The following is a 26214-nucleotide window of genomic DNA, read 5'->3' as shown; positions in this document are numbered from 1 at the left end:
GGGCTCACACAAGGCAAAAGCTATTCGCGCCGCGATCCGCAAGGCCGGAGCCAAACTGTTCTTCCTGCCCAAATACTCCCCCGATCTCAATCCCATCGAAAAGCTCTTCGCCAAGATCAAGCACTGGCTACGCGAGGCCCAGGCCAGAACCCGCGACGCAATCTATGAGGCCCTCGCAGCCATCCTCCAAACCGTTTCCCCTACGGAATGCCAAAATTACTTCAAGGAAGCGGGATATGAACGAACCTAAAATCATCCCGCTCTAGTTGCGAACGCCGCGCCGGGTTCTCAAACTGCTCGGCGATTGGCCGAAATGCCGCTTGAAAGCGCGCGAGAGCGAACTGATGGAGGAAAAGCCGGTCCGCTCTGCCGCGTCCGCCATGGAAAGATGCGTATCCAGAATGAGCCGCCGGGCCGCCTTCAGCCGGAGCGAGAGATAGTAATTGCCCGGCGATTGCCCGATGACATCGGCGAAAAGCAGTTCCAGGCTGCGCGCGGACAGGCCGAGCCGCCGGGCAATGCCGGAAACTGGAATGGGGCGATCCACATGGCTCTCCATGATCCGGATCGCTTCTGCCAGCCGCGGCTCGCGATTGACGAGCCGCCCCAGCGAGACGAGCGGCTGCTCATCGGATGGTTGCCGCGTCTCATCGTAAATATAGAGGCTCGCGACATCGAGGGCGATGGAATAGCCGTGCCGCGCACGGATGAGCGCCAGCATCATGTCCAGTGCCGGCGCGGCTCCGCCGGTGGTGAGAACAGGACCGTCACGCACCCAGCGGTCGGCTCGCATCTCCACCTCCGGAAAGCGCTGAGAGAACGCTTCGAAGTCCTCCCAATGCGTCGTCGCCTTCCTGCCGTTCAGAAGCCCGGCCTTGGCCAGCACCCACGATCCCGCTTCGATGCCTATGGTGAGGCGGGAAAGCTGGCTTGCCTGCCGGATAAGGCCGAGGAGTTTCGGCGTCGCATGATCGAGCGCGTGAAAAGCGGCGACGACGATCAGCACGTCTTGATGAAACGGCTTGAAAGCGCCCTCAGCGGCCACTTTCAGGCCGCAACTCGTCACCGGCTCGCTGCCATCGGGCGAAAGCACCTTCCATTGATAGACGGAGCGCCCGGTAACCCGGTTCGCGCCGCGCATCGGATCGAGCGTCGCGGCAAGCGACATCAGCGAACTGTCCGGCAGGACCAGAAGCGTAACCTTCAGCTCTTCATCGGACGGTTCGAAAACCACACGCTTCGCTCTTCGATAAATGGATTTCGGAAAATGATAATCTACGCGAATCCGGACCTGTCAAGCTCGGGCAAGCTTGAACGACAGACGGGGAACGGAACGTGCCTTTGCAGCCCTCTCGTGAGATATTTATTACAGCAGCCGTCACCGGTGCAGGCGACACGACCGGCCGGTCAGATAAGGTGCCGGTGACGCCGCGCCAGATCGCGGATGCCGCCATCGAAAGCGCCAAGGCGGGTGCGGCCATCGTCCATATTCACGTTCGCGATCCGCAAACGGGCGCGCCTTCCCGGGATCCGCGCCTTTTCCGCGAGGTCGTCGAGTCTATCCGCGCATCGGGCGTCGACATGGTGCTCAATCTCACCGCCGGCATGGGTGGAGACCTGGTTCTGGGATCGGCCGAAGCGCCGCTTCCGCCCGACGCTGCGAAGACCGACATGGCGGGCGCGACCGAGCGCCTTGTCCATGTGGCTGAATTACTCCCGGAAATCTGCACGCTCGATTGCGGCACGATGAATTTCGGCGAAGGCGATTATGTCATGACCAATACGCCGGGCATGCTGAAGGCAATGGCGGCGCAGGTTCAGCGGCTCGGTGTCCGGCCCGAAATCGAAATATTCGACACCGGCCATCTGCCGCTGGCACAATGGCTGCATAGCCAAGGCCTTCTCGACGATCCGGTCCTGGTGCAGCTTTGCATGGGTATTCCATGGGGCGCGCCGGACGACATGGGAACCCTACTCGCAATCCGGAACAACCTGCCCGCAAACTGGATTTTCTCCGCCTTTTCCATCGGGCGTAACCAGCTTCCCTATGCGGCGCTCGCGGTGCTCTCGGGCGGCAATATCCGCGTCGGACTGGAAGACAATATCTGGCTTGAAAAGGGCGTTCTGGCGTCGAATGGCGATCTGGTGCAGCGCGCGAGAAACATCGCCGTCAATATGGGCGCGCGCGTGCTGGGTCCCGCCGAGGTGCGCGAGAAGCTTCGCTTGAAGAAGGGCTGGTGATGGCCATGGATAGCCGGAATCTCAAGATCGCCTGCATCGGCAGCGGCGTTATCGGCGGCGGCTGGGCGGCCCGCTTTCTCACCAATGGGTTCGATGTCGCGGTTTACGACCCCTCGCCAGACGCCCAGGCAACGACCGAGCACATGGTCGGCAATGCCCGGCGCGCTCTTGCGGCGCTTACACCTGTTCGACTGCCCACGGAAGGCCGGCTCAGCTTTTCCGCGTCGCTCGCTGAAGCCGTATCCGGCGCGGCCCTGATTCAGGAAAGCGTGCCCGAGCGGCTCGATCTCAAGCTGGCGGTTTTGGGCGAGATCGAAAAAAGCTGCCCAACGGACGCTCTGATCGCTTCCTCCACCTCGGGCTTCCTTCCAAGCAGGCTGCAAGCAGACCTGCGGCATCCCGAGCGGCTGCTCGTCGCTCATCCCTATAATCCGGTCTATTTGCTGCCCTTGGTCGAACTCGTCCCCGGCGAGAAGACCGCCACCGAGACAATAGACAAGGCCGCTGCCCTCTACCGCCAAACGGGCATGGAGCCTGTAGTCCTCGAAAAGGAAATCGACGCTTTTGTCGGCGACCGGCTTCTGGAGGCGCTCTGGCGCGAGGCGCTGTGGTTGGTTCGGGACGGCATCGCCACGGTGGAGCAGATCGACGACATCATCCGCTATTCCTTCGGCCTGCGCTGGGCGCAGATGGGGCTGTTCCAGACCTACCGGATAGCGGGCGGGCCTGCGGGAATGCGCCATTTCCTTGCCCAGTTCGGCCCGGCGTTGCAATGGCCGTGGACCCGCTTGACCGACGTTCCCGAACTCGACGATCCGCTGATCGAACGCATCGCCGGGCAGTCGGATGCGCAGAATGAGGGGCTTTCGATCCGCGACCTCGAGACGATCCGCGATGAAAATCTGGTCGCCATTATCCGCGCCCTGTCGCGGCAGCAAAACGGCGAGGGCTGGGGAGCGGGCAAGCTGCTCAATGCCTATACGGCGCGTTTGCAGGCTGCCACTCCTTCGGAAAATGCTACGCCCGAAGGCGGATTGCGGCTACTTCACTGCCGCGTCATCCCCGAATGGATCGACTATAACGGCCACATGACCGAGCATCGCTATCTCGATCTGTTCGGCCAGGCGACCGACCGGTTTTTGGCCCGTATCGGCGTGGACGAGGCCTATCTTCAATCGGGACGAAGCTATTATACCGTCGAGACCCATTTGATGCATCGCGCGGAAGCCAAATGCGGCGACGAGCTTTACGTCGAAACCCGGCTGCTATCCTTCGACGAGAAGCGCGTTCATCTCTTCCACAGCCTCCAGCGAGGAGAGTCCGAAATCGCCAGCGCCGAACAAATGCTACTCCATGTGGACAGCAAGGCGGCCAAGGCCTCTCCTGCCGGTGTAAGCTTGCTCGAAGAGCTGATGGCAATCCACGACACGCAGGTGCAATTGCCGAAGCCTGCCGCCATGGGGCGTTATGTGGGCCAGAGAAAATAGCTGGTAACGCACAGGCCAGCGAGATGTGGCCGGGCTGCTGATACGCGCCACATGACGTCGCCTTGAGCTCTATTAACAAGTTCCTCCCAGCTTCCGAAATATCAATTCAATTTGTCCGGTGCATTCCGGTTTGTCGGTAACGATTCTCGCCGCCGGCAAGCCGACCGGTCACAGAATAACGATTATAAGAATTTGAAGCTGTAAATTCCAATCTCTGGTCGTTTAATCGAACAGTCACGTTATCAGTCATTTTATTGAAAAGAATACCAAAGGGAGCAAACGTTATGGGTCGTATAACTTCCACTGCCTCATCGGCTTCACCCGGAATTGAACGTTACGTTCGTCCCGCGGCTCCTGGTCGCCCTCCTGTGCCCCAAAGCTCCCGGAGCAGCTCCAGCTCAATGCAAAATGTGCGTCCAGCTGTCACCAGCACTGCTGCTCAAGCTTATGAGGAAGGCAATCAGAATCGGATAGCGGAGGGATCGCCCGTTGGCGCTCCAGGCGGAGAAACGTCGCCATCGATAGACGAACCAGGTTGCGAACCCACCACCGAGCAGCTCTGGCGCATAATGGCGGCTCTCGAGGATACTGTAGGCAAAATCTGGGATGAATGGGAGCCTAAAGCAACCGAGCTATGTGCCCGACTCGATAAGATACAATGGATGGACGTAGGCGATGGAAACTTCAATAGCACTCAATATCTCAAGATCGTCGATACCTTCCGAAAAGCCGCCAAGCTGTCAGAACAGCTCAAAAAAGAGGCGCAGAGAAACGGGACATCGACTGCGGCACATGAAAATCTACCCAGGCTTTTTACGGAGTTGAAGCGGTTCCATCTGTCTCATGCTGCCCCCACGCTGATTAAGGAGGGAGCGTATCGTGAGATCGCTCGGCTTCCGCGTTCTGTGCAGCAGGGCCTGGAACATCATGTCACCGGAACCCAGCTGACAGGCGAATCGAAGCTGTCGGGAAAAGTCGTCTTCGGCAAGGTCGTACAAGCGGGGCCAGAAGGTGAGTTAACAAGCAAGAGAACATTTGCCGCAAACGAGGAAGGAGACATCCTTTATATGAAGGAGCGGGGGGGAGGCCTGAAGGGGACGGTTAGCTGCGGTACCGACGGTCCAGTCAGTGCCAATGGCAGCGCCGAACTCGGCGGCGCTGGGGCCTGGGAGACTATGACCGTGGCGCACGATCTAGAAACGGCGCAGATACACCGCCTGAATGATCGATGCAGTAGTAAAAAAAATGTCGTGGGCTGGACTAAGTCAGCTGCCCCGCTCGTTCGCAAAAGCTATCATTTTATCCGCAAAGGTGAAAATGTCCCAGGTAAACTGGTCGGTCTCTCAGGTCATGACGAGAACGCTCCTCTTTATCTCACGACCAGCAAGATTTCCAAAGGTATCGCCAATCAACGGAAAATTCTATCGCTTGCTGAGAAGATCGGGGACCCGCAGCTTATAGATTCGATTAAACAAGTATATCAGCCAATAGCTGATTGTTTGCACACCCGCATAAAAAATTCAAATAATGTACCGCTGAACCTGCCGAGGAATATCGTAACCGAGGTCTACCCTCTCGCTGCAGCTGCCGTCTCCAGGCTCTCGGGGAACGTTAAGGGTAAGATAGGAGGCGGAGTCACTGTAACCGGCCCGAAAAAAAAGGGCGTAAAGGTCATTGGTGATGTGGGCGCTGACCCAATAGGCTTCAGCGCCTCTGCGGCGCAGACGTCCCAAGGAGATAAATTTCATCTGGAGATACCTATGACAATCCACATGCGTTTGTCCCCAGAGACAACGAAGAGTATCTCAACTTCCCGGCGGCTTCTCAACCAAGTCATCGAAAGTTATCCGGAAGACATAAAAAGGCAGACCGTCGCTCAATTGGCCCAAGGGCGCGCAGAAACATTTGAAGAAATCGCCAACAGACTATGCGCGTTGCGGGATAAATATATTAAGTTTATCAAATACGAAAATGACGATAGACTTTATGATATAAACCGGCTTGTATGGGGCAATAATTACGATCTAAATCACCTCCGAAGTAATGAAGACAAATTTATTGCGCAAAGTTATGGCGAGTTCAGCCTTGGGCTTGGAAAGCTTGGTGTCGAACTGGCAGAGCTTAAGCAAAAAACTGCTAAAAATCGAATGTTGGATGACGCCGCCAAAGCCCGTTTTCTCAGTGAAAGTCAAACGGCAGACACGCTATATGACGACACGAAAAATATTCTAGAGAAAAAATATTTAAAAAGAACGGATCATGACCTGCTTCGGTACAGCAGTTTACAATCCGCCGGAAGCTGGCGGCGGTCGTTAGGGGCTATCGAGTTAACAGCACTTCTTCCAGCCTTCGGATCGGCAGGAGACTACAAGCCAGCGCAAGGCAATGTCCAATACACCGCGACAGACTATCAGCTCAACCACCACCCGGATATCACCCGGCGAGGAAATTATCGGGAAGTAAAGGTGAAGGGCGGTATGGAGTCAGTGTCGATTTTATCGAGGCCTCCGGACAAAAGTTCCAGCGTATATGATGGGATATTATCCTCGGACACCTTCGGTGGTCAAACGACAACGTACATATACCGCCAGCCTGCGGAAGACCGGACCGGGGTTCCTCGCAAAGAGATGCTTCAGTTTGTCAAGGTCACCGACAGCGGCAAAACGGGATTATTATTCAAACCTAAAATTCCCACCCTTCCCATAGGGGGTGGGGGAGTATTCGGCTGGACGGAATCTAAGGAAACAATTGTAAACGCATGGCTCGGTAACGACATTTTATTTCATATTCTGCAATATAATAATTTGAAAATGAATTTTATAGATCATCTGACCAAAGATAAAGATACTCATGACTATTTTTCTGTCTTTTCTGGGAAGACCGACACAGATCGGAATCGCCGTCAAAATAATGAAATCATGAATCTGTACTTCAATAACTCTATTGTCTTGGACATCGTCAGGAGTTTTGAGAAATTCGCCGCAGAGGTCAGGGAGTCCTCACCAAAGCGAGCTATCAGCGAATTTTGGCGTTTTGAAAAGCTTTTCAAAACCAAGGTGGAGGATCCCCTGGCTGCGGAACATTTTGCTCCCGGTTCAAAAAAGGACATCTTTGCTGAAGTGCCTCGAAACCTGCTGGAAGATTTGAGGGAATGGTTCGATAAACAGAACCTCCCGCTGTATGAAATCAAGCAACAGCTCAGACAGAGTTCGACGCCGGAGGCGCGGATGAAGCTGCTATGTCAGCGAAGGGAGCAAGGGGCGAGCGTTTTTGACGCCTACCTCAAGATTATGGAGACTTATAAAAAATTAACCGACGGATCGCTATTCCACAATCTCGAAACAATCTGCCCCGCAGATCGTGCCATTCCATGGGTTCGGACTCCATGGGATCTCGATCAAGAAGATCGAGAAGGAACTGGAAATCTCGATCCTCGGCGCGCGCAACCTCGTCGCTGAGCACAACCTGCGCGAAATCGCCAGCCGCGACCGCTATCATGAGGGCGGCACGCGGCGAAGCCAAGCGAAACAAATCGTTCCCCCGCCACGAGATGCCGGATTTGCTTACCCATGAGCGACATTGCTGATGTGGTTAAGGCAGGCATCATCAAAGCCGGATCTGGGCGAGATTGTCGTTGACAGAGACAGCTGACGAAAAATTCTGATTGAACTCCCTCCTAATTGGCATAAACTTGAGTAAACGACTCATATATATTGCCGCCATTGGTTGATGGATGTGAGGTGGGTTTATGGATTATTGCTTGGTCTCCCCAAACCGGCTGATTCCTACCGAAGAAGTTGATTCCGAAAGGGTCGATGCGCTGCAAAAGAGTATTTTGCAGGCGGGCTGCTGGACCGTACCCATCGCAGTGGAAAAAGATGCGCTCTTCGTCATGGATGGCCATCATCGTCTGGCCGTTGCCCATCGCCTGGGGCTTGCGGCTCTTCCGGTGATCCTGCTCGATTATAACACCGTGCGGGTGGAGGGCTGGCGACTGGGTGAAGTCATTACGCCGGCCATTATCTATGCAATGGTGCGCAGCGGCGGAAAGTTTCCGATTAAAACGACACGCCATATATTCGGCAATGCTTTGCCCGCCTGCGACCTGCCCCTGGCGCTGTTGCATGGTGCAGTGCCCCTGCGCGCGGTGGGAAGCTGACATGACCTTTTACCTTCTTAAGCCTGGCGCTGGTCTACCCCCGCTTTTGCGCTTGGAAACGGCGGAGCTCCTCGCAAAGCATGGCTCGTTGCTGCTTGACTGGGTGTCCCGGCATGGCTCGCCGCTCAATCTCGTCTGGCCGGACGCGCTACAGGAAAATTTGGGCGCCTTGAGGGAGGTGCTGGCGGAAAGGGGCGTCGATCACGCGGTCTATTATGGCGCGAAGGTCAACAAATCGCCGGGGCTGGTCAAAGCTGCCCTCGATGCGGGCGCCGGTATCGATGTTTCCAGCCAGTACGAACTTCGCGATGCAAGACGGCTTGGCGCTGATGGTGCGGGGCTTGTCGCGACGGGCCCCGCCAAGACAGCTGCATTCCATAGAGAACTCATCGGCTGTGGCGCGCTGATCTCCGTCGATTCTCCTGAAGAGTTGCAGGACCTCATCAATTGCCTTGCACCGGGCGCACCTGCACAGCCGATCCTCCTGCGCCTGAGGCCGATAAGCCAAAGCCAGAGCCGCTTCGGCATGGCGGCGGAAGCGGTTCGCCATTGTCTTGCACGCATCGCTGGGGAGAGCCGCCTGCGTTTCGATGGTTTTCACTTTCATCTTGGCGGCTATCGCTGGGAAGACCGGGCCGAGGCGCTGAAAGAAACTGCCGGACTGATTGCCGAGGCGCGGGCCATGGGCTTGTCACCACGGATGATCGATATAGGCGGCGGTCTTCCCGTCCGCTATGTCGAGGAGGCCCGGTATCAGGCGCATCTGGCCTTACAAAGTCCGGACGACTATCGCACCGGAAAAGTTCCCGCCTCGTTCTATCCCTATGGGAGCGCCCTTTCGGCCTCGGACTGGCTTCGCAGGCTTTTGCGGGAGCCGATCAGCGAAACCTTTTCCGTAGCGGAATATTTCACGCGGGAGGGGCTGATCCTGGCTGTGGAGCCGGGGCGCGCGCTGGCCGATCAGGCAGCGATCACGGCCTTCCGGATCACGCGCGTGAAGGCGCTTGATCCAGACTTTCATGTCATCTTCCTTGAAGGCAGCAGTTTTAGCGCCTGCGAAACCTGGTTCGCCTCGGAGTTCCTGGTCGATCCCATCCTTGTGCCATCCGCGAAACGGTCCGGGACATCGAAACCGATCCGCGCTTATCTGGCCGGGCATAGTTGCCTCGATGACGACGTGATCAGCAACCGGTGGCTGAGCTTCCCGGCTGCGCCCGAGGCGGGCGACCTGCTGGTCTATGCCAACACCGCCGGCTACCAGATGGATCTCCTCGAAAATGAATTCCATCGCCACCCCATGCCCGACCGTCTCTGCGTGAGGCGGAGCGCGGATGAAGGATTTACGCTCGTTCCTGACACGATTGAAGAGGTGTGACTATGCATACCCAGGTGACCGAATTGATCGGCCGGACGCCGGTAATATCTATCCCCGTTCCCAGCCGGAACAGCACGCTGGTGCTGAAAATGGAGAAGAACAACCCGGGCGGCTCGATGAAGGACCGCATGGCGCGCAGCATGGTCATTGCCGCGCTTCGCGATGGCCGCCTTGCGCCCGGCGGTACGATCGTCGAGTCGTCATCCGGCAATACGGGCACTGGGCTGGCTTTGGCGGCGCTGGAGTTCGGCCTCAATTTCATCGCCGTGGTGGATCACCACGCCGCGCCAGACAAAATCCGCATGATGCGGGCTCTCGGCGCGGAAATCCGCTATGTCGAAGGCGATTTCGGCGAAGATGAGGTGGCCGTTGTGGAACGCCAGCGGCTGGCGGCGCAACTGGGCGCTCAGCTTCCCGGGGCCCTTTTCATGAACCAGTCGGACAATCCGGCCAATCCGGAAGGCTATGCCGGTTATGTCGACGAACTGTTGGCCCAGCTTCCGGACGGTTTGGATGCGTTTGTCGGCTGCGTTGGTACCGGCGGTTCGATGACGGGCATTTCGCAGCGCCTCAAACGCCACAACCCGGCCATCCGCACCGTCGCCGTGGAACCTGCGGGGTCGATCATTTTCGGCAAGCCGGGTCATCCTTATTATCAGTCCGGAACCGGCACGCCCGCCGGAGATGAGGTCGGCAAGGTGCTGGACTATAGCTGCATCGATGAAGGCGTGCAGGTGAACGACACGCAGGCCTTCGAGACGGCGCGGTATATAGCGCGGCGGAAAGGCATTCTCGTCGGTGGCTCGACGGGCGGCGCCATCTACAAGGCGCTGGAATTCATCGCTGCGGGTAAATTAAGCGGCACGGTCGTATCCACCGTCGCGGACGGCGGCGAGAAATATCTGAGCACGATCTTTGACGATGAATGGATGGAAAAGCGCCATTTGCTCGACCCTGCGATTGCCGCCGAACTCGACGGCTGGCTCTTTGAAACGGCACGTGCGGCATGAAGGTGACGATCTGCGGCGCGGGGCGTACCGGCCATCTGAACGCGGTTCTGTTCAAGCAGAAGCCGGGCGTGGAGGTATCCGTTCTGACCGGCGATGCCGCGTTTGCGGAGCGGTGGGCGGAAGGGGGGCCTTGGTCGGTGTTTAGCCGCGACGGCCGAACTTTAAGCGCCCGGCCCGACCATGCGGGGACCGATCCTGGCGAGGCGCTTGTGCATACCGACATGGTGATCGTAACGCAGCCGGCGCAGATGAGGCCGGCGCTCCTGCGGCGAATCGCCGATCACCTGCCGACGGATAAAAAGGTCTATGTCGGCGCAATCCCCGGCTTTTGCGGTTTCGACTGGCTCGCGGCAAAGGCGCTTTACCAACGGGACAATGTCGTGATCTGGGGGATGAAGGACGTGCCGCACATCGCCTTCGATCTGGTCCCCGGCCAAAGCGTGCGGATGGGCGGCGCGAAGGCGGAGCTCTATGTGGCCTTGCATCGCCGGGAGAGCCGTGACGGCGCCGTGGCGCTCGTTGCAATGCTGAGCCGCCTCTATGATGCACCCGTGACGCTGTTGCCGGATTTTCTTGAAATCACCTTGACCCCCGGCAATTCGCTGATGCATCCGGCCGTGCTCTACGCCCTGATCGGCCCTGGCGCTCCCTGGGAAAACCGGCCTTTCGAGGAGCCTTTGTGCTGGTGGAGCGATTGCCCGCAGGCGGGCGCAGAATTGCTTGAGATCTTCGACGCGGAAAATCAGGCGATCCGCTTGGCGAGCGAGACACGCCTCGGCATCGATCTTGGCTCGGTCAAGCCTCTCAAACAGGAATTGATCGAAGCCTATGGCGATCAGATCGAAGACAGCAGGTCGATGTATACGCTGTTGCGCACGAACCGCGCCTATGCGGGTATCGAGGCGCCCCTCGTGCCCAATCCCGTTGGGTCCGGCTTCGTCATCGATCCCGAAAGCCGGGCTTTCCGTGAGGATATCGCGGTTGGGCAGGCGCTGCTGGTCACAATGGCGGAACGCCTGGGCGTCGCGGTTCCGGCCATTACCAGAACCTATCGATGGGCGCTGGCCTGGCACGGCGGATTGGCAAATGGCGCACCGGATTATATTCCTTTGAGATGGCCGGAGGCAGCGTAATGGACGATAGATCGACTTTCCCGACAGATCATGGCCAAGAGGATAACAACCTTCTTGCTGGCGCCAGATCGAATGCGATCAACCGGCTTGTTCGCTGCCTTTTCGCGGAGCGGCTGCTCGACCCGGCCGCGCTGCTGCGGAGAGGCGAGGGGACCGAGGCTTGGCTTCCGCTCCGGCCGTCGCGCCGGGTGCTTCACTTTACCGATCTTCGCCCGGCGCCTGCCGGCACCATGCAAAATCGCGGGCAGATCGAGGTGGTGGATGCCAGCGGCACGCGGCAAGGAATCGACGATCCCGCCACCTTGATGAGAGAGGTCGCACCAGGTCTTGCGATGACACCTGCCCCCGATGGGCTGGATATTTTGCTGCGCGACGTGGAAAACAGTATCGAGAACGACATTCTTGCACGCCGGCACAGAGATCACTGGAGCGCCGAACTGCACGGCGAAATAGCCCGCGCTGGCGCAAAGGATTTACCGAGTTACCTTGAAAAGACGCAGCCGCCCCATCTTGCCGCAATGATCCTCGACCAGTGGGGAGCGCTGGAGGGGCACCCCTTCTATCCGACTTGGAAAGCCAAACCCGGCCTGGTGTCAGAGGATGTGATCGCCCTTTCGCCGGAGTTTGGCGCGCGCGTTCCCCTGCGCATCGCAGCGCTGCGTGCGGACTGGGCTTATGTGGAGAAGATGCCGCATGTCCCCGGCTACCGCGAGTGGTTCGCCGGGAATTTTCCGGCCCTGTGGGAAAGCTGGGCTGAAGGTCTGAAAGCGCGCGGGAAATCGCCGGAAGACTGGCTGCCGTTTCCCGTCCATGCCTGGCATTTGGAGAATTTCGTGCGCCGGGAGTTCAAGCCGGAGATCGAAGCCGGCATTTTCGATCCAGCCGGACCGGAAATCGACACGCTCCCCTCGATGTCATTCAGGACGATGCTTCCCAACACGCAGGAGCCCCATCCCTTCATCAAACTGCCGGTGGCGATCTGGATGACGAGCGAGCAGCGCACGCTGCAGGCGAAATCGATCCATATGGGCCCGCGCCTCTCTGCGCTGATTTCGGACATTCTGTCGAAAGAGTCCGATCTGAGGGCGCAGCTCGAGATATTCGTCGAGGAATTGGGCGCTATCCTGCATCATCCCGAAACCGGGGACGAACATTCCGGCCGGTTCCTTTCGGTCGTCTATCGCAGCACCGATGCGCTGGCGCGGAAGGACGGCCTTATGCCCATAACCGTGGCGGCGCTGTTGACAGGGAGCCCGATCGACGGCCGCCCCATCATTTGCGAACTCATCGCGAGAACGGGCGAAACGCAAACGGATGTCGCGTCCTTCTTCCGTGCCTATGCGCAGGCCGTGGTGCGGCCCGTGCTGGCCATGTATCTGCTTTACGGGATCGCCTTCGAGGCGCATCAGCAGAACAGCACGATCCTGTTCAATGCCGAAGGCCGCCCGGTGAAACTGCTCATCCGCGATTTCGGCGATGGCCGCAGTTTCGCGCCATTGTTCCGCGAACGCGGGCATGATCTAAAGCCGTTCAGCCGTGCAGGGATTTTGCCCACCACTTTCGATGACGATATCAGCCTCGTACGCTCATTCGTGATCGATGCCTGCTTTGTCTGTCATCTTCACGAGATCGCTCTGTGCCTGAGCGAGCAATATGGCTTCGCGGACGATTATCTGTGGCATATCCTTCGCGAGGAAACCGAACGGGCATTCGACGCGCTTCGGCCGCGCATGTTGTCGGACTCCTTCTGGATCGAGGAGCGCGACGCCTTTCTTGATCGCCCTTGGCCGACCCGCTCTGTGCTGCGCATGCATCTGGAGCGCTATCGCGATTACCGGCTTGAACATCACCTGCCCAACCCGCTGGCGCGCCTGACATGACCGGTGCAATCACCGCGCTTCGCGGCTTCGGGCCTGTGTTTGCCCTGCTTTTCGGCCTGCAATTCGTTTCCATGGGCGCCATGGAGATGAGCGGGCCGTTCTGGCCGATCCATATCCGGGAGCTCAGTCCGTCCGATTCTGTCTTCGCGCTCGCCGGCATCGGCGTCTATGTCTGCCCGATGCTCGGCATCTCATTGACCAGCGCTTTCTGGGGACGGATGGGAGATCGCTACGGCAACCGGCTGATGATGATCCGGGCGCTGACGGGGCTCGCCGTCACGCAGTTGCTTGTCGCTTTCGCTCAGGATGTATGGGTCATCCTGGCGCTGCGTTTCCTGCAGGGCGCTTGCGCGGGCTATATCGCCCCGGCACAGGCCTATGGTGTACAGGTCACCGGAGGGCGGGATCGTGCGGGCCTCTTCGCCTGGCTGCAGGTGGCTACCAATGCCGGTTCGCTGGGCGGGGCTTTTCTGGGCGGGCTCATTCTGGATGCCCTGCCGTTCATCGCCGTCAACCTTACAGCGGGCATTATATGCGGACTTTGCGCTATGATCGCATGGGTCAACTTGCCCACCCCGCCGGATGGCGCGGGTGCGACCCCGATCAGCTCATCGGAAGATAAAACCACGCCTCAACCCCTGAAAACGCCAGCGCCCGGCCTGCTTGTGCTGATGGGGATGCTGCTTGCAAGCAGGATGGTGCTGCAAGTTCCCTTCTCGCTTTACATGACATCTGTCTTCAACGCTCACCATTCCACAGCCGGGCTGAGCTATGGACTGCTTGCCTTTGGCTTCATCGTCGGCGCGCCGCTATGGGCCCGAAATTTCAAGGGGCGCTCACAATCTTATATTCTCGGATGGAGCGTCCTGATTTCGGCTGCATGCCTGATCGTCACCGGGGCGGCGGGCTACACCCGAAGCATCGGCCTATTCATGATGCTTTATTTTATCTGGGGTGCGCTGCTCGGCGGGACGACCCCTGTGCTCCTGTCGCTCATTTCGTCCGCAACGCGCCATGACCGGCAAGGATCGATGCTGGGGATTGCGCAAACATGCCAGCAAGGTGCTTCGGTTGCCGGAATTGTCGCCGGTGTTGCCGTGATCCAGTACACCAGTTTGGAAATGGTGTTTCCGCTCGTTGCAATCCTCTATGGCGTCTCATTCCTGATCGCGCTAGGCCTGTGGCTGAAGTCGCGCCGGCCGCATTATGTCGGGGGAGTATCGTCATGAGGGGAAAATCGCTGGTGCGTGTCCTAATAGCAGTCTTCGCGGTGCTTGTTCCACTGGCCGTGCAGGCTGCGGACGAGCAGACATCCATAACGGTCACGGATATCGCAGGGCGCAAGATCGAGGTGAAAGCGCCCGTCACGCGCATGCTTCTCGGAGAGGGGCGCCAGCTCTATCTGATCGCCTCGCTGGACCCGGAGAATGCGCTCAGCCGCATCGTCGCCTGGCGCAATGACCTCATCGAGGCCGACCCCGCCACCTATGCGGAATATCTGGAAGCCTTCCCAAAGCTCGCGGATATCCCTTCGTTCCGGGGACAGGAGAACGGCCTCATCGAGATCGAGTCCGCTATCGCGCTGAAGCCCGACGTGGTTCTGCTCAATCTCGAGGCGATGCGCGCCAATGAGGATGCGGACTATGTCGATAAGCTCGCCAAGCTCGGTATCCCCGTGCTTTATATCGACTTCCGCCATTACCCGCTGCAGAACACCGAAAAGACCATCCGCCTGCTGGGCAAAATCATGGGCCGTGAGGCGCGCGCCGAGGAGATCATCGATTTCCGCCATGCGGCGATGGCTCGCGTCACCGACCCGCTTGCAAAAGCCAACCCGCCGCGCCCGAGGGTTTTCATCGAGCGGATCGGCGGATATGCCGACGATTGCTGCCTGTCATTCGGCGCGGAGAATTTCGGCAAATATGTCGAACTTGCCGGCGGCCATAATATCGGAAGTGACTTCATTCCCACGACATTCGGGCAGCTCAATCCCGAACAGGTGATCGCATCGAATCCCGAGCATGTCGTGGTGACCAGCGCGAACTGGGAAGCCTATGTGCCCGGCGGCCACTGGATTCCGCTCGGACCGGGGGCCGATCCGAAGGTGACGCGGAAGAAGCTGGAATGGTTCACCACCCGCGCCGCTTACACCGGTATCGCCGCACAGAAAACGCACAATTTCCATGCCATCTGGCACCAGTTCTATAACAGCCCCTATGAATTCATCGCCGTCCAGCAACTCGCGAAATGGTTCCATCCGGATCTCTTCGCCGATCTCGACCCGGATGCGACCTTTGCCGAATACCACCGCCGCTTCCTGCCGATTAAATTCCGGCCGGGCTACGCGGTAAGCCTTTCCAACCAGCCCTAAAAATCAGTCGTTACCGACACTTTCAGGGTCAGCGGCGCGCCCTGTGACAGGGTGCCGAAGCTGGCGACGCCCGACCAATAATCGAGGTCAAGGACATTCTCGACCTCGGCCCGGAATGTGACCGGGCGCTTGTCGATCTCCGTACGATACCGCGCGCCGAGATCGAGCCGCGTCCAGGACGGGATTTCCATGGTGTTGGCGGTGTTGACATATTGCTTGCTGGTGTGGATCACATTGCCCGCCAGGGTCAGCCCCGAAATGAAAGGCGTATCCCATTCCGCGCCCAGATTGACCTGCCATGACGGTACGCCGATGGGGTCGTTGCCGCGCGTGGAGGGGCTGTTCGTTTCCGTCAGTTCGCCCTGCAGGTAGGTTAAACCACCAAGCACCCGGACTTCCGGCGTTACTTCGCCGAACACATTCAATTCCACACCGCGATTGCGCTGGTCGCCACCTACGACGAAAACTCCATTTTCATTCTGGCCATAGGGTTTTTCGATTTGGAACAAACTGAGTGTTAGCACCATTCGCCCGAAATCTACCTTTGTCCCGATCTCATACGCCTTCGAGCGATAGGGAGGCAGGATTTCGCCTGCATTGCTCGCGGTTCCCGGTGCACTCTCTACGCTGAGCCCTTCCGCGTAATTGGCGTAGAGCGAAACCTTCTCCCAAGGTTTGACAACGATACCGGCGAGAGGCGTGAACGCACCTTCCTTCGACGAAGTTACAGCGCCCGTAGCCAAATTGTAATTCTCCGAATCGACGTGTTGCCAGCGACCGCCTAGCGTCACAAGAACTCGGTCATCGACCATCGATAACGTATCGGAGAGCGCAAAACCATAAAACGTGTTCTCAGAGATCTTGGGAGCACCATCCGGCTCCGGTACGTTCTCATCGGGCCGTGGGAACGGATGGTAGATATTGGTCGGTTGAGCCTTTCCGGTGTTTACGCCCCTGTCAAGGCTCTGCCGCAGGCCAGTGGCCTGGAGCGTGACCGTATGGTCGATAGACGCGGTCTCGAATTTGGCCCGGACGCCGGTTTCCGCCGTGGTCCGGTCGACATCGAAGATGTAATTCTGCGGCGTAACCCTGACATCGCCCGCGGAATTGAGCAGGGTGGGGGTGCCGAAGAGCCGCGTGACGCGCGAGCTACCGCCGCCGACAGCGGCGAACACCGTGACGTCGTCACTCACGTCATACTCCACCCGCCCAAGCCAGGATAGATCCTCGCTTTTCGACCATTCCCAAGGCTCCTGAATGTTAAGCCTCCCATCAGGCGCGTCGGGAATCCGGATACCTGCGGCGGGGAAGAACGGGCGTTGCGGCGCGTCGAAATCCTCCCGCTGCCCGATGAGATCGAGCGTCGCCCTCAGGCCTTCACCTTCATAGTCAAGGCCGAGGGCACCGACCACGACCTTGCGCGTCTGGTCATCGATTGGCGTATCGCCGCCATGGAAGCTACCGTTGAAGCGGATGCCAAACTGCCGATCGGCGCCGAAGCGACGGCTGAGGTCGAGATGCGTACCGCCATAGAGTTCCGACATGTAGCTGGTCGTCACCCGCGTCAGGTCGACATCTCCTGCGCGCTTCGGCACGATATTGATGGTGCCGCCTACGCTGCTGTTGGGGGAGATGCCGTAAAGCAATGCCGTCGGCCCTTTCAGCACCTCCACGCGCTCGGCATAATCGGAGAACAGGCGATAGGTCGGCGCAACGCCATAGACACCATCGAAGGCGATTTCACCGAAATTGCCCTCATTGATCGGAAAGCCCCGGATATAAAAGGAGTCCAGCATGCCGCCAGAGGCATGGGTGTTGCGAACGGATGGATCGTTGGCAAGCACATCCGCAACCGTCTGCGCGCCCTGGTTCTCGATCGTTTCGGCGGTATAGCCGGTGATGCTGAACGGCGTATCCATGAAATCGCGGTTACCGAGCATGCCGATGCGTCCGCCGCGCGCCACTTGCCCGCCCGCATAGTCTTCCGGCAGGGAGCCGATGGTGGAAGTCGGCGAACCAGCGTTCACCTCGATGGTTTTCAATTGGATCGCATCCTGCGCAAAGGCAGCATGACTTACCGTGAATGCCAATGCGGTCACCATTCCAAAGCGCAGTTCCATGAAAGTCCCCTGATTGCTCCGTCCCTTGAGCGCACAGCGATTGCTGCTATGGAGGTGTTAGATAAGTTGATAAAAACTGTCAAGATTAAATCAATCCGCTGCGGGCCATCGCGTTATCAATCGCTGATCCGGCGCATCCAAGAAGTCCTAAAGCTTCTTCACGGCCTTGATGGCATAACGATGCTGGACATCTCGCGCCAAACCCTTCCAGAAGCCCAGATGCTTGCGTTGCGCGCGGTGGATCCGGCGCAAGTCGGTGTCGATGGTCACGTTCTGAAAGCCGACTTTCCTCAGCAGCGCCGCAACGGCTTCTGCGCGCGCGCCACCAGAGAAATAAACCTGCGAGAGAATGTTGCGGTGGGTCTCCAGCTGCTCCCGTGACAATTGCGCGTGCTCGGGTTGCGCGAAGCCCAGCCGCTGCGGCAAACGCGCCAGTTTCTGGATTACGCGCTCCAGCCGCGTCTGGTTGACGAAATCGCCATCGACGATGAGCAGTGAGCCGCCCGGCTTGAGGACGCGCAGCCATTCGGTGAATGCTGCCTCGGGGTTCACAAGTGTCCAGACCAGATGGCGGTTGGTGACGACGTCGTAATGATTATCCCGCTCGAGTGTATTTTCCGCGTCGCCGAGCCTGAAGGTAATATCGCGTCTGGCTTGCTTTACTTTCGCCCGCGCGCGGTCCAGCATCGGCTCGGCCCAATCCATGCCGGTAACCTTGAAGCCGAGATCGTCGAGCAGCATCGACACGACGCCGGTGCCGCTGGCAACATCAAGCACGGAGCGCCCTTTGCCTTCGCCAAGATGCTTGAGGATCAGCTGGTGCCACGCGGCCCGTTCGTCTTCGCAAAAGATGGCATGGCCGGGCGACAGATCGAAGGTTGCCGCACGCTCCGACCAATAGGCTTTGATCTCCTCGCGGAGGCTGAAATTCGAGCCGTGTACTGATCTATCCATGGTGCTGTCCGGAAGCGTTCTAAAAGATAAATATTGACTGGAAAAGTCAGGAAATAATAGAAGGCCTCAGTTTTCTTTTGATCCGCACATGGTCACAAAATGTCTGCGACGTTCCGGGATCATGCGCGAGGGGAGTTACTGGATAATGCGGTTCCTTGGCAAGGCGGCGTTGGCCGCCATCATGTGGTTCGTGATTGTGCCGCGCGAGGCACTGGCCGAGAAAGTCATAATCACAGACATTGCCGGTCGCGAGGTCGAGGTCAATGTGCCGGTCAGCCGCGTCATTCTCGGCGAGGGACGGCAGGTCTATTTCACCGCTATCCTCGACCGAGATAATCCCTTCAAGCGCGTGGTCGGCTGGCGCGACGATCTTTCCAAGGCCGATCCTGAGACCTATTCCGCCTATCTGGCGAAATATCCCGATATTGCCAAACTGCCCACCTTCGGCGGCATGAAGGAAGGCACCTTCGATGTCGAGCAGGCGGTGGCGCTGAAGCCCGATGTCGTCGTCATGAATATCGACGCCAAAACCGCGACCGAGGAAGCGGGTTATATCGAGAAGCTCGGCAAGGTGGGCATCCCGGTCGTCTATATCGACTTCCGCGAAAAGCCGATAGAAAATACCGAAGCCAGCATTCGCATTATCGGCAGGCTCTTTGGCAATGACGCCAAGGCCGAGGACTTCATCAAGTTCCGCACTGATAACATCGCCAAAGTGACGGATGTGCTGGCAAAGGCCAACCCGCCGAAGCCGCTGGTGTTCATGGAGCGCGCGGGCGGTTATTCCGACGATTGCTGCATGTCGTTCGGCGACGAGAATTTCGGCAGGATGGTCGAGATTGCCGGCGGCAAGAACATGGCGAAGGATATCATTCCCGGCACCTTCGGCAACATCAATCCGGAGCAGATTATCGCCTCCAACCCGGACCAGATCATCATCACCGGCGGCAACTGGCAGGGCTATGTGCCTGATGGTAAATGGGTCGGCGTCGGCTATGGCGCGGATGAGAAGCTGGCGAGGGAAAAGCTCGAGGCCCTGACCAAACGCCCGGCTTTCACCGGCGTCAAGGCGGTGAAGGACAAAAATGTCCACGCCATCTGGCACCAGTTCTATAACAACCCTTACCAGTTCGTCGCCATCCAGGAGATGGCGAAGTGGCTGCACCCGGATCTGTTCACGGACCTCGATCCGGTGGCGACGTTCAGGGAATTGCATGAGCGCTTCCTGCCGCTCGACTATAAGCCCGGCTATTTCGTCTCGCTAAAGGACGGTCAGGGCTGATGGCGGCGATCTCGGGAAATAGCGGGGCGCTTGCCTCCCGCGAGACATACCGCGCGCTGGTTTTCCGGCGCGCGATTCTCATTGCAGTGCTCGTCGTGGGCCTGTGTGTCAGCATTGCCGTCGATATGGCTCTCGGCCCCGCGCGTTATTCGCTGTCGGAGGTTCTCACCGCGCTGTTCTATCCCGCCAGCGTCAGCGACCAGTTGCGTGTGGTGATCTGGGACATTCGCATGCCGATCGCGCTGATGGCGGTGACCGTCGGCGCGTCGCTTTCGGTCGCCGGCGCGCAGATGCAGACGATCCTCGCCAATCCGCTTGCGAGCCCCTTCACGCTCGGCATTTCCGCCGCCGCCGGTTTCGGTGCCGCGCTGGCGCTGGTGGCGGGCGTCGCGGTGTTTCCGCTGGCGCTCGAATTCATGGTGCCGGCCAATGCTTTTCTCATGGCAATGCTGGCGGCGCTGTTCATTCATTTCGCCTCGACCATGCGCGGAGTGACGGTCGAAACGATCGTGCTGCTCGGCATCGCGCTCGTCTTTACCTTCAATGCGCTCCTGTCGCTGCTGCAGTATCTGGCTTCGGAACAGGCGCTCGCCGCCGTGGTGTTTTGGACCATGGGCAGCCTGACCAAGGCGACATGGCCGAAGGTGGCGATAACCGCCGTGACCCTGGCCGTCACCGTGCCGCTCTTCGCGCGGCGCGCCTGGGCGCTCACCGCGCTGCGGCTGGGAGAAGACAAGGCGGCGAGCCTCGGCGTCAATGTGCGCTACCTGAGGCTGGAGACGATGATGATCGTCAGCCTGCTGGCGGCCATTCCGGTTTCTTTCGTCGGCACCATCGGCTTTGTCGGCCTTGTCGGTCCGCATATCGCGCGGATGCTGGTGGGCGAGGATCAGCGCTTCTTCCTCCCCGCCTCGGTGCTGACCGGCGCGTTGCTGCTGTCGGTTACCTCGGTGGCGAGCAAGACGCTCATCCCCGGTGCGGTGTTGCCCATCGGCGTGATGACGGCGCTTGTCGGTGTGCCATTCTTCTTCGTTCTCATTTTCACCCATCGGAAACGGTCATGGTAAGCCTCGCGCTCGAAAAGCTTGGTGCCAAATACGGCAAGCATACCGTGCTCGCCGATGTCACTACCGGCGTTTTGAAGGGCGGCAGCATGACAGCCGTCATAGGTCCGAACGCGGCGGGCAAATCGACGCTCTTCAAGCGCATCGCCGGGCTCATCTCCGGCCCCGGCACGGTGCATCTGTCGGATACGGCGAAGGGCAAGGATGCCATCCGCTACATGCCGCAGGATACGGGTGCGAACGCGGTCCTCACCGTCTATGAATCCGTGCTGCTCGCGGCCAAGCAGGGTTCGAGCCTGAAGGTCCATGACGGAGAGCTTCGCGCTATCGATGACATCCTCGCCGCGCTGCGCATCGAGGCGCTTGCCTTCAAGAGCCTCGGCGAACTCTCAGGCGGCCAGCGCCAGCTCGTTTCCATCGCGCAGGCGCTCGTGCGCGAGCCGGACGTGCTGCTGATGGATGAGCCCACCTCCGCCCTCGACCTCTTCCGGCAGGTCGAGGTGCTGGGCTTCATGCGGGAGCTGTCCTCACGCACGGGAATGGCGGTGCTGATCGCTCTCCATGACCTCAACCATGCCCTGCGCTATTGCGAGCAAACCATTGTGATCGCCGATAGTGCCATGATAGCCAGCGGCCCGACGCGCGAGGTAATCACCGAGCATCTGCTGCGGGATGTTTACCGCGTCAACGCACGCATCGAAGCCTGCTCAAGGGGCCGGCCACTCGTCATCATCGACGAGTCGATTGTTTAATGTACGCGAGGGGGGACTGTTTACTTTCGACGCGCCTTCCGCCGAGAAGCATTGATCGAGCAGGAACGGCTGTGCCGGTCCAACGAAGCCCTGCGCGAAAGGGCGCGCGGCGGCTCTCCCAGCCAGAGGGCGACGAGCGGTTCTATTCGTCATGGCCGCTTGGCCGCACGCAACACCTCCTCGATATCTTTTATGGGGACATCCAAAAGAAAATTTCTTGCAAAAAAGGCCCGTACAGCTTCGAGAGATCTCGTCTCGCGCGCTATCCGTAAAGCTTCGGGTCTCAGTTGGGCCAACCGTTGCTCTCTTGTAACCGGCGGGGCCGCAGGTCTCACAGTCCGCGAAACGCCTGCCAATGCCTGCGCGGGCTGTTGGCCGCCGCTCTGAGCAGCAGCACCGGGGGGGCTCTGCCGGGAAGGCTCAGGTCTCGCAGTCGGCCGGGCAGCAGGTCTCAATACCAGCCCAGGCTGTGGCTGCTTGGGCTGTTTTTCCTGTGGCTGCGTAGGCTGTTGTCTACTTTCTGTAGCGCGGGATGAAGTAGCCCATTTTTCAGATAACTTATACAGTGGTTCATTAGTAGTTTGTATACCTTTTCCAAGCAACTTTGTGTAATATTCTTCAGCTTGCGTTAAGCTAATATTTACATGATCCTCCTCTTGAATAAGTCTCACGATTTCTTTAATATTTTTAGATGGATGTTCCTTTTGTTTTTTAGAAAATAGTTCTTCTTCTTGGCATTTATAGGATGGTGGTATTTGGAGTTTTATACGGTGCTTACGAATGCAGGTCTTGCTGACTTTTAAAAGCTTCGCAAGATCCGGATTTGACAGAGCACGATTCTCCCGGAGCATGTCATCGACTGCCTTTGTCTCCTCTTTAGAAAGATTTCCCCTCTGCTTGCTCTTTCTCAGTACCGGTGTGTCCGTGGTGCCCGGCGCGGCAGCTCTCGATGGAGAAGGCGGAGGGGGAACCGGCGGCTGGCCGTGAACATCAGGTTGCGCTAGCTGAGGCCTTTGGTCCTGAATATCGTAAGATGCGAGGCGAGGGGCCTTTGCCGGGGGAGGGGCAGGCAGCGAATGATCACCGCTCCCGTGGCTCCCTTTATCAGGGCTGCCGGGTGCGTTTACCTCGGCAGACTTTGGGCCGGATGACCCCACCTCGGCGTGCGATGGGCCGGGAGGCTGGGAATCCGGGCGCGCGGGCGTCGTGTCCTCAGATTGTTGCGTCTCCCTTTGCAGAGCGTCCCATAACCACTCTTCGAAAGTATCCACCTCGGCGGATTCAACCAGTTCAACCTGTCCAACCTGTTCAACCAGTTCAACCAGTTCAGCCGGTTCAGCCCGTTCAGCCGGTTCAATCACTTCAGCCAGTTCAGCCAGGGGGCCAGGCGAGCGAGGAGGCAGCGAAGGAATGCGCTGGGCGGCTTCCGCGTATGGGCTGCCCGTTGAGGGAGAGTTAGGTGCTGGAGGCGTCCCAGGCGTTTGCTGCGTGGGAGACCTTCGCCTCGGCGAAGTAGGAGGGTTCTCCGCGGGACCGGTGACCGGTCGCGATGACGAAGGCTGGCTCGGGTCGGTAGGAGACTGAATGTTTCTCATCTCCCCCCTTTATGTGAATCCATTCTGATACTGTATTCGGATTTTTTGATAACGCATCATCGCGGATGAAGGGTATGCGGACAGAGGCGGGGGCTATTGCGCGATTAAGCATCAGGTCCTGTCGACAAAAAAGTCGCTGTAGTGATCGGAATTTTCCAGTATGTGGTCGCAAACCCGCTCGCGCAGCCGGCGCCCCGCCTCGGAGGAGGAATCCATGTTGGCGCTCCTCAGCACAGCGCGAAAGAGGCAATCGCCATCAGGGGCTACATTCACCCACTCCCCATTGACAAACGCATCATAATGCGTTGCCGTACCACGATAAATAGGTATGGCAGGACCTTGTTCGCGCTGCCCCTCCCACGGTGTAATGTCAAGCGTTCTCGCTGCCTCCCCTTGACGGTGGTGATCGATACGATCACCCTGCGGCCCAGAACGGCGGCAATGGCGTGCATAGCAAGATCCCCTGCTTGAAGATCCCATATACCGCGATTTCGCATGAGAGTGACCTCCTGTCTTAGCCGTCTGAGGGCAGGCTTGGAGGAGCAGCTTCTCCTCCCTGTTCGGGGCGGGACGGGCCGGCAATTTTTGGAGAGGCGGCTTGCAGTGATTGGGCAGCAGCCGATGAGCCTGCAGCTTGAGAATGCTCCCGTTGCTCAGCCTCTCGCAGAATGTCGTTAATAAATCCTTCGGGAACACGAAGACTGCGTTGCGCGAAAAAGCGCTGAATGTCTGCGAAACTCCTCCTTTTTCCTGCCAGCTCTAAAGCTTCGTCTTTCCAGAAGTCAGCCAATCGTTGGTCTTGCTCAGTCCATGTGACAGGGGATGGACGAGGTTGTACCCCATCAGGCGGACGTTTCACCTGTTGACCGGACGATTGCGCCTCGTCCTTTTCTTTTTCCTCCTTCTTCACCTTGTCGTAACATCTCTTCGCAGCTGGAGCGGGAATCTCTATATTATCCTCGTTTCGAAGGCGGTCGATGATTTGACCGTAGGTTTCAGTTTTGTGCTTTTTTACTTTATCGGCATATATTTTTTCTTGGCATTCTGTACATGATAGTATACCAAGCATTATACGACGGGTATAAATTGCCTGCAGACTCCTCGAAATCCCTTTTGCTTTCAGAAGCCCTTGAATCACCCGATCTGGCTGAGCGCGATTCTCACTGATCGTGTCATCGATAATCTTTGTCCGCGCCGACGCGCCCGTGGACGTGCTCGGTGCGTTGGGCACGGCAGATTTAGGTGAAGTGGGCATAGGGTGAACCGGCGGCTGAGCGGTAACACCAGGTTGCGGTGCCTGAGACCCTTGGCTCTGAACATCAGAAGGCGTGAGGCGGCGGACCTTTGCCGGGGGAGGGGCAGGCAGCGAATGATCACCGCTCCCCTGGCTCCTTTTATCAGGGCTGCCGGGTGCGTTTACCTCGGCAGACTTTGGGCCGGATGACCCCACCTCGGCGTGCGATGGGCCGGGAGGCTGGGAATCCGGGCGCGCGGGCGTCGTGTCCTCAGATTGTTGCGTCTCATCTTCCAGGATGTCCCGCAACTCTTTGAAAGCATCCACCTCGGCGTATTCAGCCAGGAGGTCAAGCGGGCGAAGAAGAGGCGAAGGCATGCGCTGGGCGGCTTCTGCGTATGGGCTGCCCGTTGAGGGAGGGTTAGGTGCTGGAGGCGCTCCAGGCGTTTGCTGTGTGGGAGACCTTCGCCCCGGCGAAGTAGGAGGGTTGTCCGCGGGACCGGTGACCGGTCGCGATGACGAAGGCTGGCTCGGGCTGGAAGGAGGCTGAATGTTTCTCATCTCTCCCCTTTATGTGAATCCATTCTGATAATGTATTCGGATTTTTTGATAACAAGACGCAGAGAACCATAGGGCGGGCAAGCCGTTCTTCGCTATGCGCTTGCCCGCTTGATCTCCAGTCCGGCCAGCAGGAAAACCGATCCCGGCGATACCAGGATCTATGGCGATTGTAGTCCGCTCAATCGCGGCCAATTAAGGCAAATGCACCTTTTGACGCACTGACAATCTGGCTACAATGTGGCAGACTGGGTCATGCAACATATGCGGCACCTTTTGAAGGACAGGCTGTCGGCAGGCGCTTTTGCCTTGCTGATTGCTTGGCTTCTGGTGCTGCAAAGCCTGCTTGGTGCGCTGGCTCAGGGTGTCATGGCGGCTTCGGCGGCCGATCCGTTCCACGTCATCTGCACGACGGACGGGGCGGCTGCGCTTCAGCTTGAAGAGCAGGATGGCCAGCCGCAAAAGAAGGCGCCGGAATGTCCTTGCGCCTCGCTCTGCCAGATTGCGTCGGGCGCTGTTCCGGCAATCCTCGATGGCGCTCCCAGCGTGCCAGCGGTGTTTCGTTCCGACGCGGGCAAGCTCGATACCGTCTTTTCCGGTGTCCAGCGGTCATTTCCCCGCGGCCTCATCGGCGAGCCAAGGGCACCGCCGCTGTCTCTCTGACGTCCGTTCCCATTCAAGAACCTACGTTTGGAGAGATTCCATGTCCGATCTGACCCTCGGTCGGGACAATGCCGGCGCAGCCATGCGATCCGCGTCCGACCTCTATCGCGCCGTCTGGCGCTGGCATTTCTATGCAGGCCTGCTTGTCCTACCCTTCATGATCACGCTCGCCGTCACCGGCGCGCTCTATCTGTTCCGCGATGAGATCGATGCGATCGTGCATAGCGATTTGAAGCGCGTCGCCGTCCAGGAAAACATCATCCGCGCAGCACCTTCGGCGATGGTCGCCGCCGCGCTCGCCAAGTATCCGGGGACAGCGGTCAAGTTCACCGATCC

At 58.6% G+C, this 26214-nt stretch carries 22 protein-coding genes; 17 read left to right on the top strand and 5 right to left on the bottom strand.

What is annotated here, in order from left to right; translation table 11 throughout:
- Positions 1-250: transposase (locus ACOWVG_RS18820; protein WP_420963904.1), on the top strand; the 250-nt coding region annotated here is incomplete at its 5' end.
- A 12-nt stretch (positions 251-262) separates the two neighbouring features.
- On the opposite strand, the gene ACOWVG_RS18815 is transcribed toward ACOWVG_RS18820, so the two are convergent.
- Positions 263-1234, bottom strand: a complete 972-nt coding sequence (locus tag ACOWVG_RS18815; RefSeq protein WP_420963903.1) for a GlxA family transcriptional regulator — start codon at positions 1232-1234, stop codon at positions 263-265.
- A gap of 101 nt (positions 1235-1335) precedes the next feature.
- On the opposite strand from ACOWVG_RS18815, the gene ACOWVG_RS18810 reads away from it, so the two are divergent.
- The 11 genes from ACOWVG_RS18810 to ACOWVG_RS18760 all read left to right on the top strand — a co-directional run bounded on the left by ACOWVG_RS18810 (position 1336) and on the right by ACOWVG_RS18760 (position 15656).
- Positions 1336-2241, top strand: coding sequence for a 3-keto-5-aminohexanoate cleavage protein (locus ACOWVG_RS18810; protein WP_420963902.1), 906 nt, complete (start codon positions 1336-1338; stop codon positions 2239-2241).
- 5 nt (positions 2242-2246) lie between these two features.
- Positions 2247-3728: a carnitine 3-dehydrogenase gene (locus ACOWVG_RS18805; RefSeq protein ID WP_420963907.1), complete on the top strand. Its 1482-nt coding sequence runs from the start codon at positions 2247-2249 to the stop codon at positions 3726-3728.
- A gap of 401 nt (positions 3729-4129) precedes the next feature.
- Positions 4130-7186 (top strand): hypothetical protein, encoded by a 3057-nt coding sequence (locus ACOWVG_RS18800; protein WP_420963901.1) that lies wholly within the window; start codon positions 4130-4132, stop codon positions 7184-7186.
- Entirely contained in the window at positions 7089-7301 is a 213-nt protein-coding gene (locus ACOWVG_RS18795; RefSeq protein ID WP_420963900.1) for a helix-turn-helix domain-containing protein, read from the top strand. The genes ACOWVG_RS18800 and ACOWVG_RS18795 overlap by 98 nt, the downstream gene beginning before the upstream one ends.
- A 175-nt stretch (positions 7302-7476) precedes the next feature.
- Positions 7477-7887 carry a ParB N-terminal domain-containing protein gene (locus ACOWVG_RS18790; RefSeq protein ID WP_420963899.1) on the top strand — a complete coding sequence of 137 codons (411 nt, stop codon included), beginning with the start codon at positions 7477-7479 and terminating at the stop codon, positions 7885-7887.
- Between the two features lies 1 nt (position 7888).
- Positions 7889-9262 (top strand): Y4yA family PLP-dependent enzyme, encoded by a 1374-nt coding sequence (locus tag ACOWVG_RS18785; protein ID WP_420963898.1) that lies wholly within the window; start codon positions 7889-7891, stop codon positions 9260-9262.
- A gap of 2 nt (positions 9263-9264) precedes the next feature.
- Positions 9265-10272 (top strand): PLP-dependent cysteine synthase family protein, encoded by a 1008-nt coding sequence (locus ACOWVG_RS18780; RefSeq protein ID WP_420963906.1) that lies wholly within the window; start codon positions 9265-9267, stop codon positions 10270-10272.
- Complete coding sequence (locus tag ACOWVG_RS18775) at positions 10269-11405, top strand: NAD/NADP octopine/nopaline dehydrogenase family protein (protein WP_420963897.1); 1137 nt, start codon at positions 10269-10271, stop codon at positions 11403-11405. Before ACOWVG_RS18780 ends, ACOWVG_RS18775 begins: the two co-directional genes overlap by 4 nt.
- Positions 11405-13285 carry an IucA/IucC family protein gene (locus ACOWVG_RS18770; protein ID WP_420963896.1) on the top strand — a complete coding sequence of 627 codons (1881 nt, stop codon included), beginning with the start codon at positions 11405-11407 and terminating at the stop codon, positions 13283-13285. The genes ACOWVG_RS18775 and ACOWVG_RS18770 overlap by 1 nt, the downstream gene beginning before the upstream one ends.
- The gene (locus ACOWVG_RS18765) at positions 13282-14514 is read left to right on the top strand and encodes an MFS transporter (protein ID WP_420963895.1); all 1233 of its coding nucleotides are present in this window, start codon (positions 13282-13284) and stop codon (positions 14512-14514) included. The genes ACOWVG_RS18770 and ACOWVG_RS18765 overlap by 4 nt, the downstream gene beginning before the upstream one ends.
- Complete coding sequence (locus ACOWVG_RS18760; protein ID WP_420963894.1) at positions 14511-15656, top strand: ABC transporter substrate-binding protein; 1146 nt, start codon at positions 14511-14513, stop codon at positions 15654-15656. The genes ACOWVG_RS18765 and ACOWVG_RS18760 overlap by 4 nt, the downstream gene beginning before the upstream one ends.
- On the opposite strand, the gene ACOWVG_RS18755 is transcribed toward ACOWVG_RS18760, so the two are convergent.
- Both ACOWVG_RS18755 and ACOWVG_RS18750 read right to left on the bottom strand, forming a co-directional pair.
- Positions 15653-17776: a TonB-dependent receptor gene (locus ACOWVG_RS18755; RefSeq protein ID WP_420963893.1), complete on the bottom strand. Its 2124-nt coding sequence runs from the start codon at positions 17774-17776 to the stop codon at positions 15653-15655. The genes ACOWVG_RS18760 and ACOWVG_RS18755 overlap by 4 nt on opposite strands.
- 147 nt (positions 17777-17923) lie before the next feature.
- Complete coding sequence (locus ACOWVG_RS18750; RefSeq protein WP_420963892.1) at positions 17924-18730, bottom strand: class I SAM-dependent methyltransferase; 807 nt, start codon at positions 18728-18730, stop codon at positions 17924-17926.
- A 181-nt stretch (positions 18731-18911) separates the two neighbouring features.
- On the opposite strand from ACOWVG_RS18750, the gene ACOWVG_RS18745 reads away from it, so the two are divergent.
- The 3 genes from ACOWVG_RS18745 to ACOWVG_RS18735 are packed head-to-tail and all read left to right on the top strand — an operon-like array spanning position 18912 to position 21828.
- A complete protein-coding gene (locus tag ACOWVG_RS18745; protein ID WP_420963905.1) occupies positions 18912-20012 on the top strand; it encodes an ABC transporter substrate-binding protein in 1101 nt (366 codons plus the stop codon).
- Positions 20012-21079, top strand: a complete 1068-nt coding sequence (locus ACOWVG_RS18740) for a FecCD family ABC transporter permease (RefSeq protein WP_420963891.1) — start codon at positions 20012-20014, stop codon at positions 21077-21079. The genes ACOWVG_RS18745 and ACOWVG_RS18740 overlap by 1 nt, the downstream gene beginning before the upstream one ends.
- A complete protein-coding gene (locus ACOWVG_RS18735) occupies positions 21073-21828 on the top strand; it encodes an ABC transporter ATP-binding protein (protein ID WP_420963890.1) in 756 nt (251 codons plus the stop codon). Before ACOWVG_RS18740 ends, ACOWVG_RS18735 begins: the two co-directional genes overlap by 7 nt.
- 149 nt (positions 21829-21977) lie before the next feature.
- Here the strand turns inward: ACOWVG_RS18735 and ACOWVG_RS18730 are convergent, their stop codons facing one another.
- Both ACOWVG_RS18730 and ACOWVG_RS18725 read right to left on the bottom strand, forming a co-directional pair.
- On the bottom strand, positions 21978-22679 hold the full coding sequence (locus ACOWVG_RS18730) for a hypothetical protein (protein WP_420963889.1): 702 nt from the start codon (positions 22677-22679) through the stop codon (positions 21978-21980).
- 1258 nt (positions 22680-23937) lie between these two features.
- Positions 23938-24678, bottom strand: coding sequence for a hypothetical protein (locus ACOWVG_RS18725; protein ID WP_420963888.1), 741 nt, complete (start codon positions 24676-24678; stop codon positions 23938-23940).
- An 801-nt stretch (positions 24679-25479) separates the two neighbouring features.
- Between ACOWVG_RS18725 and ACOWVG_RS18720 the strand changes: the two genes are divergently transcribed.
- Both ACOWVG_RS18720 and ACOWVG_RS18715 read left to right on the top strand, forming a co-directional pair.
- On the top strand, positions 25480-25878 hold the full coding sequence (locus tag ACOWVG_RS18720) for a DUF2946 family protein (RefSeq protein ID WP_420963887.1): 399 nt from the start codon (positions 25480-25482) through the stop codon (positions 25876-25878).
- A 40-nt stretch (positions 25879-25918) separates the two neighbouring features.
- Positions 25919-26214, top strand: a 296-nt coding sequence (locus tag ACOWVG_RS18715) for a PepSY domain-containing protein (RefSeq protein WP_420963886.1), incomplete at its 3' end; no start/stop codon positions are given.

Source organism: Brucella sp. IR073 (assembly GCF_049065735.1).
In the GTDB taxonomy this organism is placed as follows: Bacteria; Pseudomonadota; Alphaproteobacteria; order Rhizobiales; family Rhizobiaceae; genus Paramesorhizobium.
This window is presented reverse-complemented; position numbering and strand designations above follow the sequence as displayed.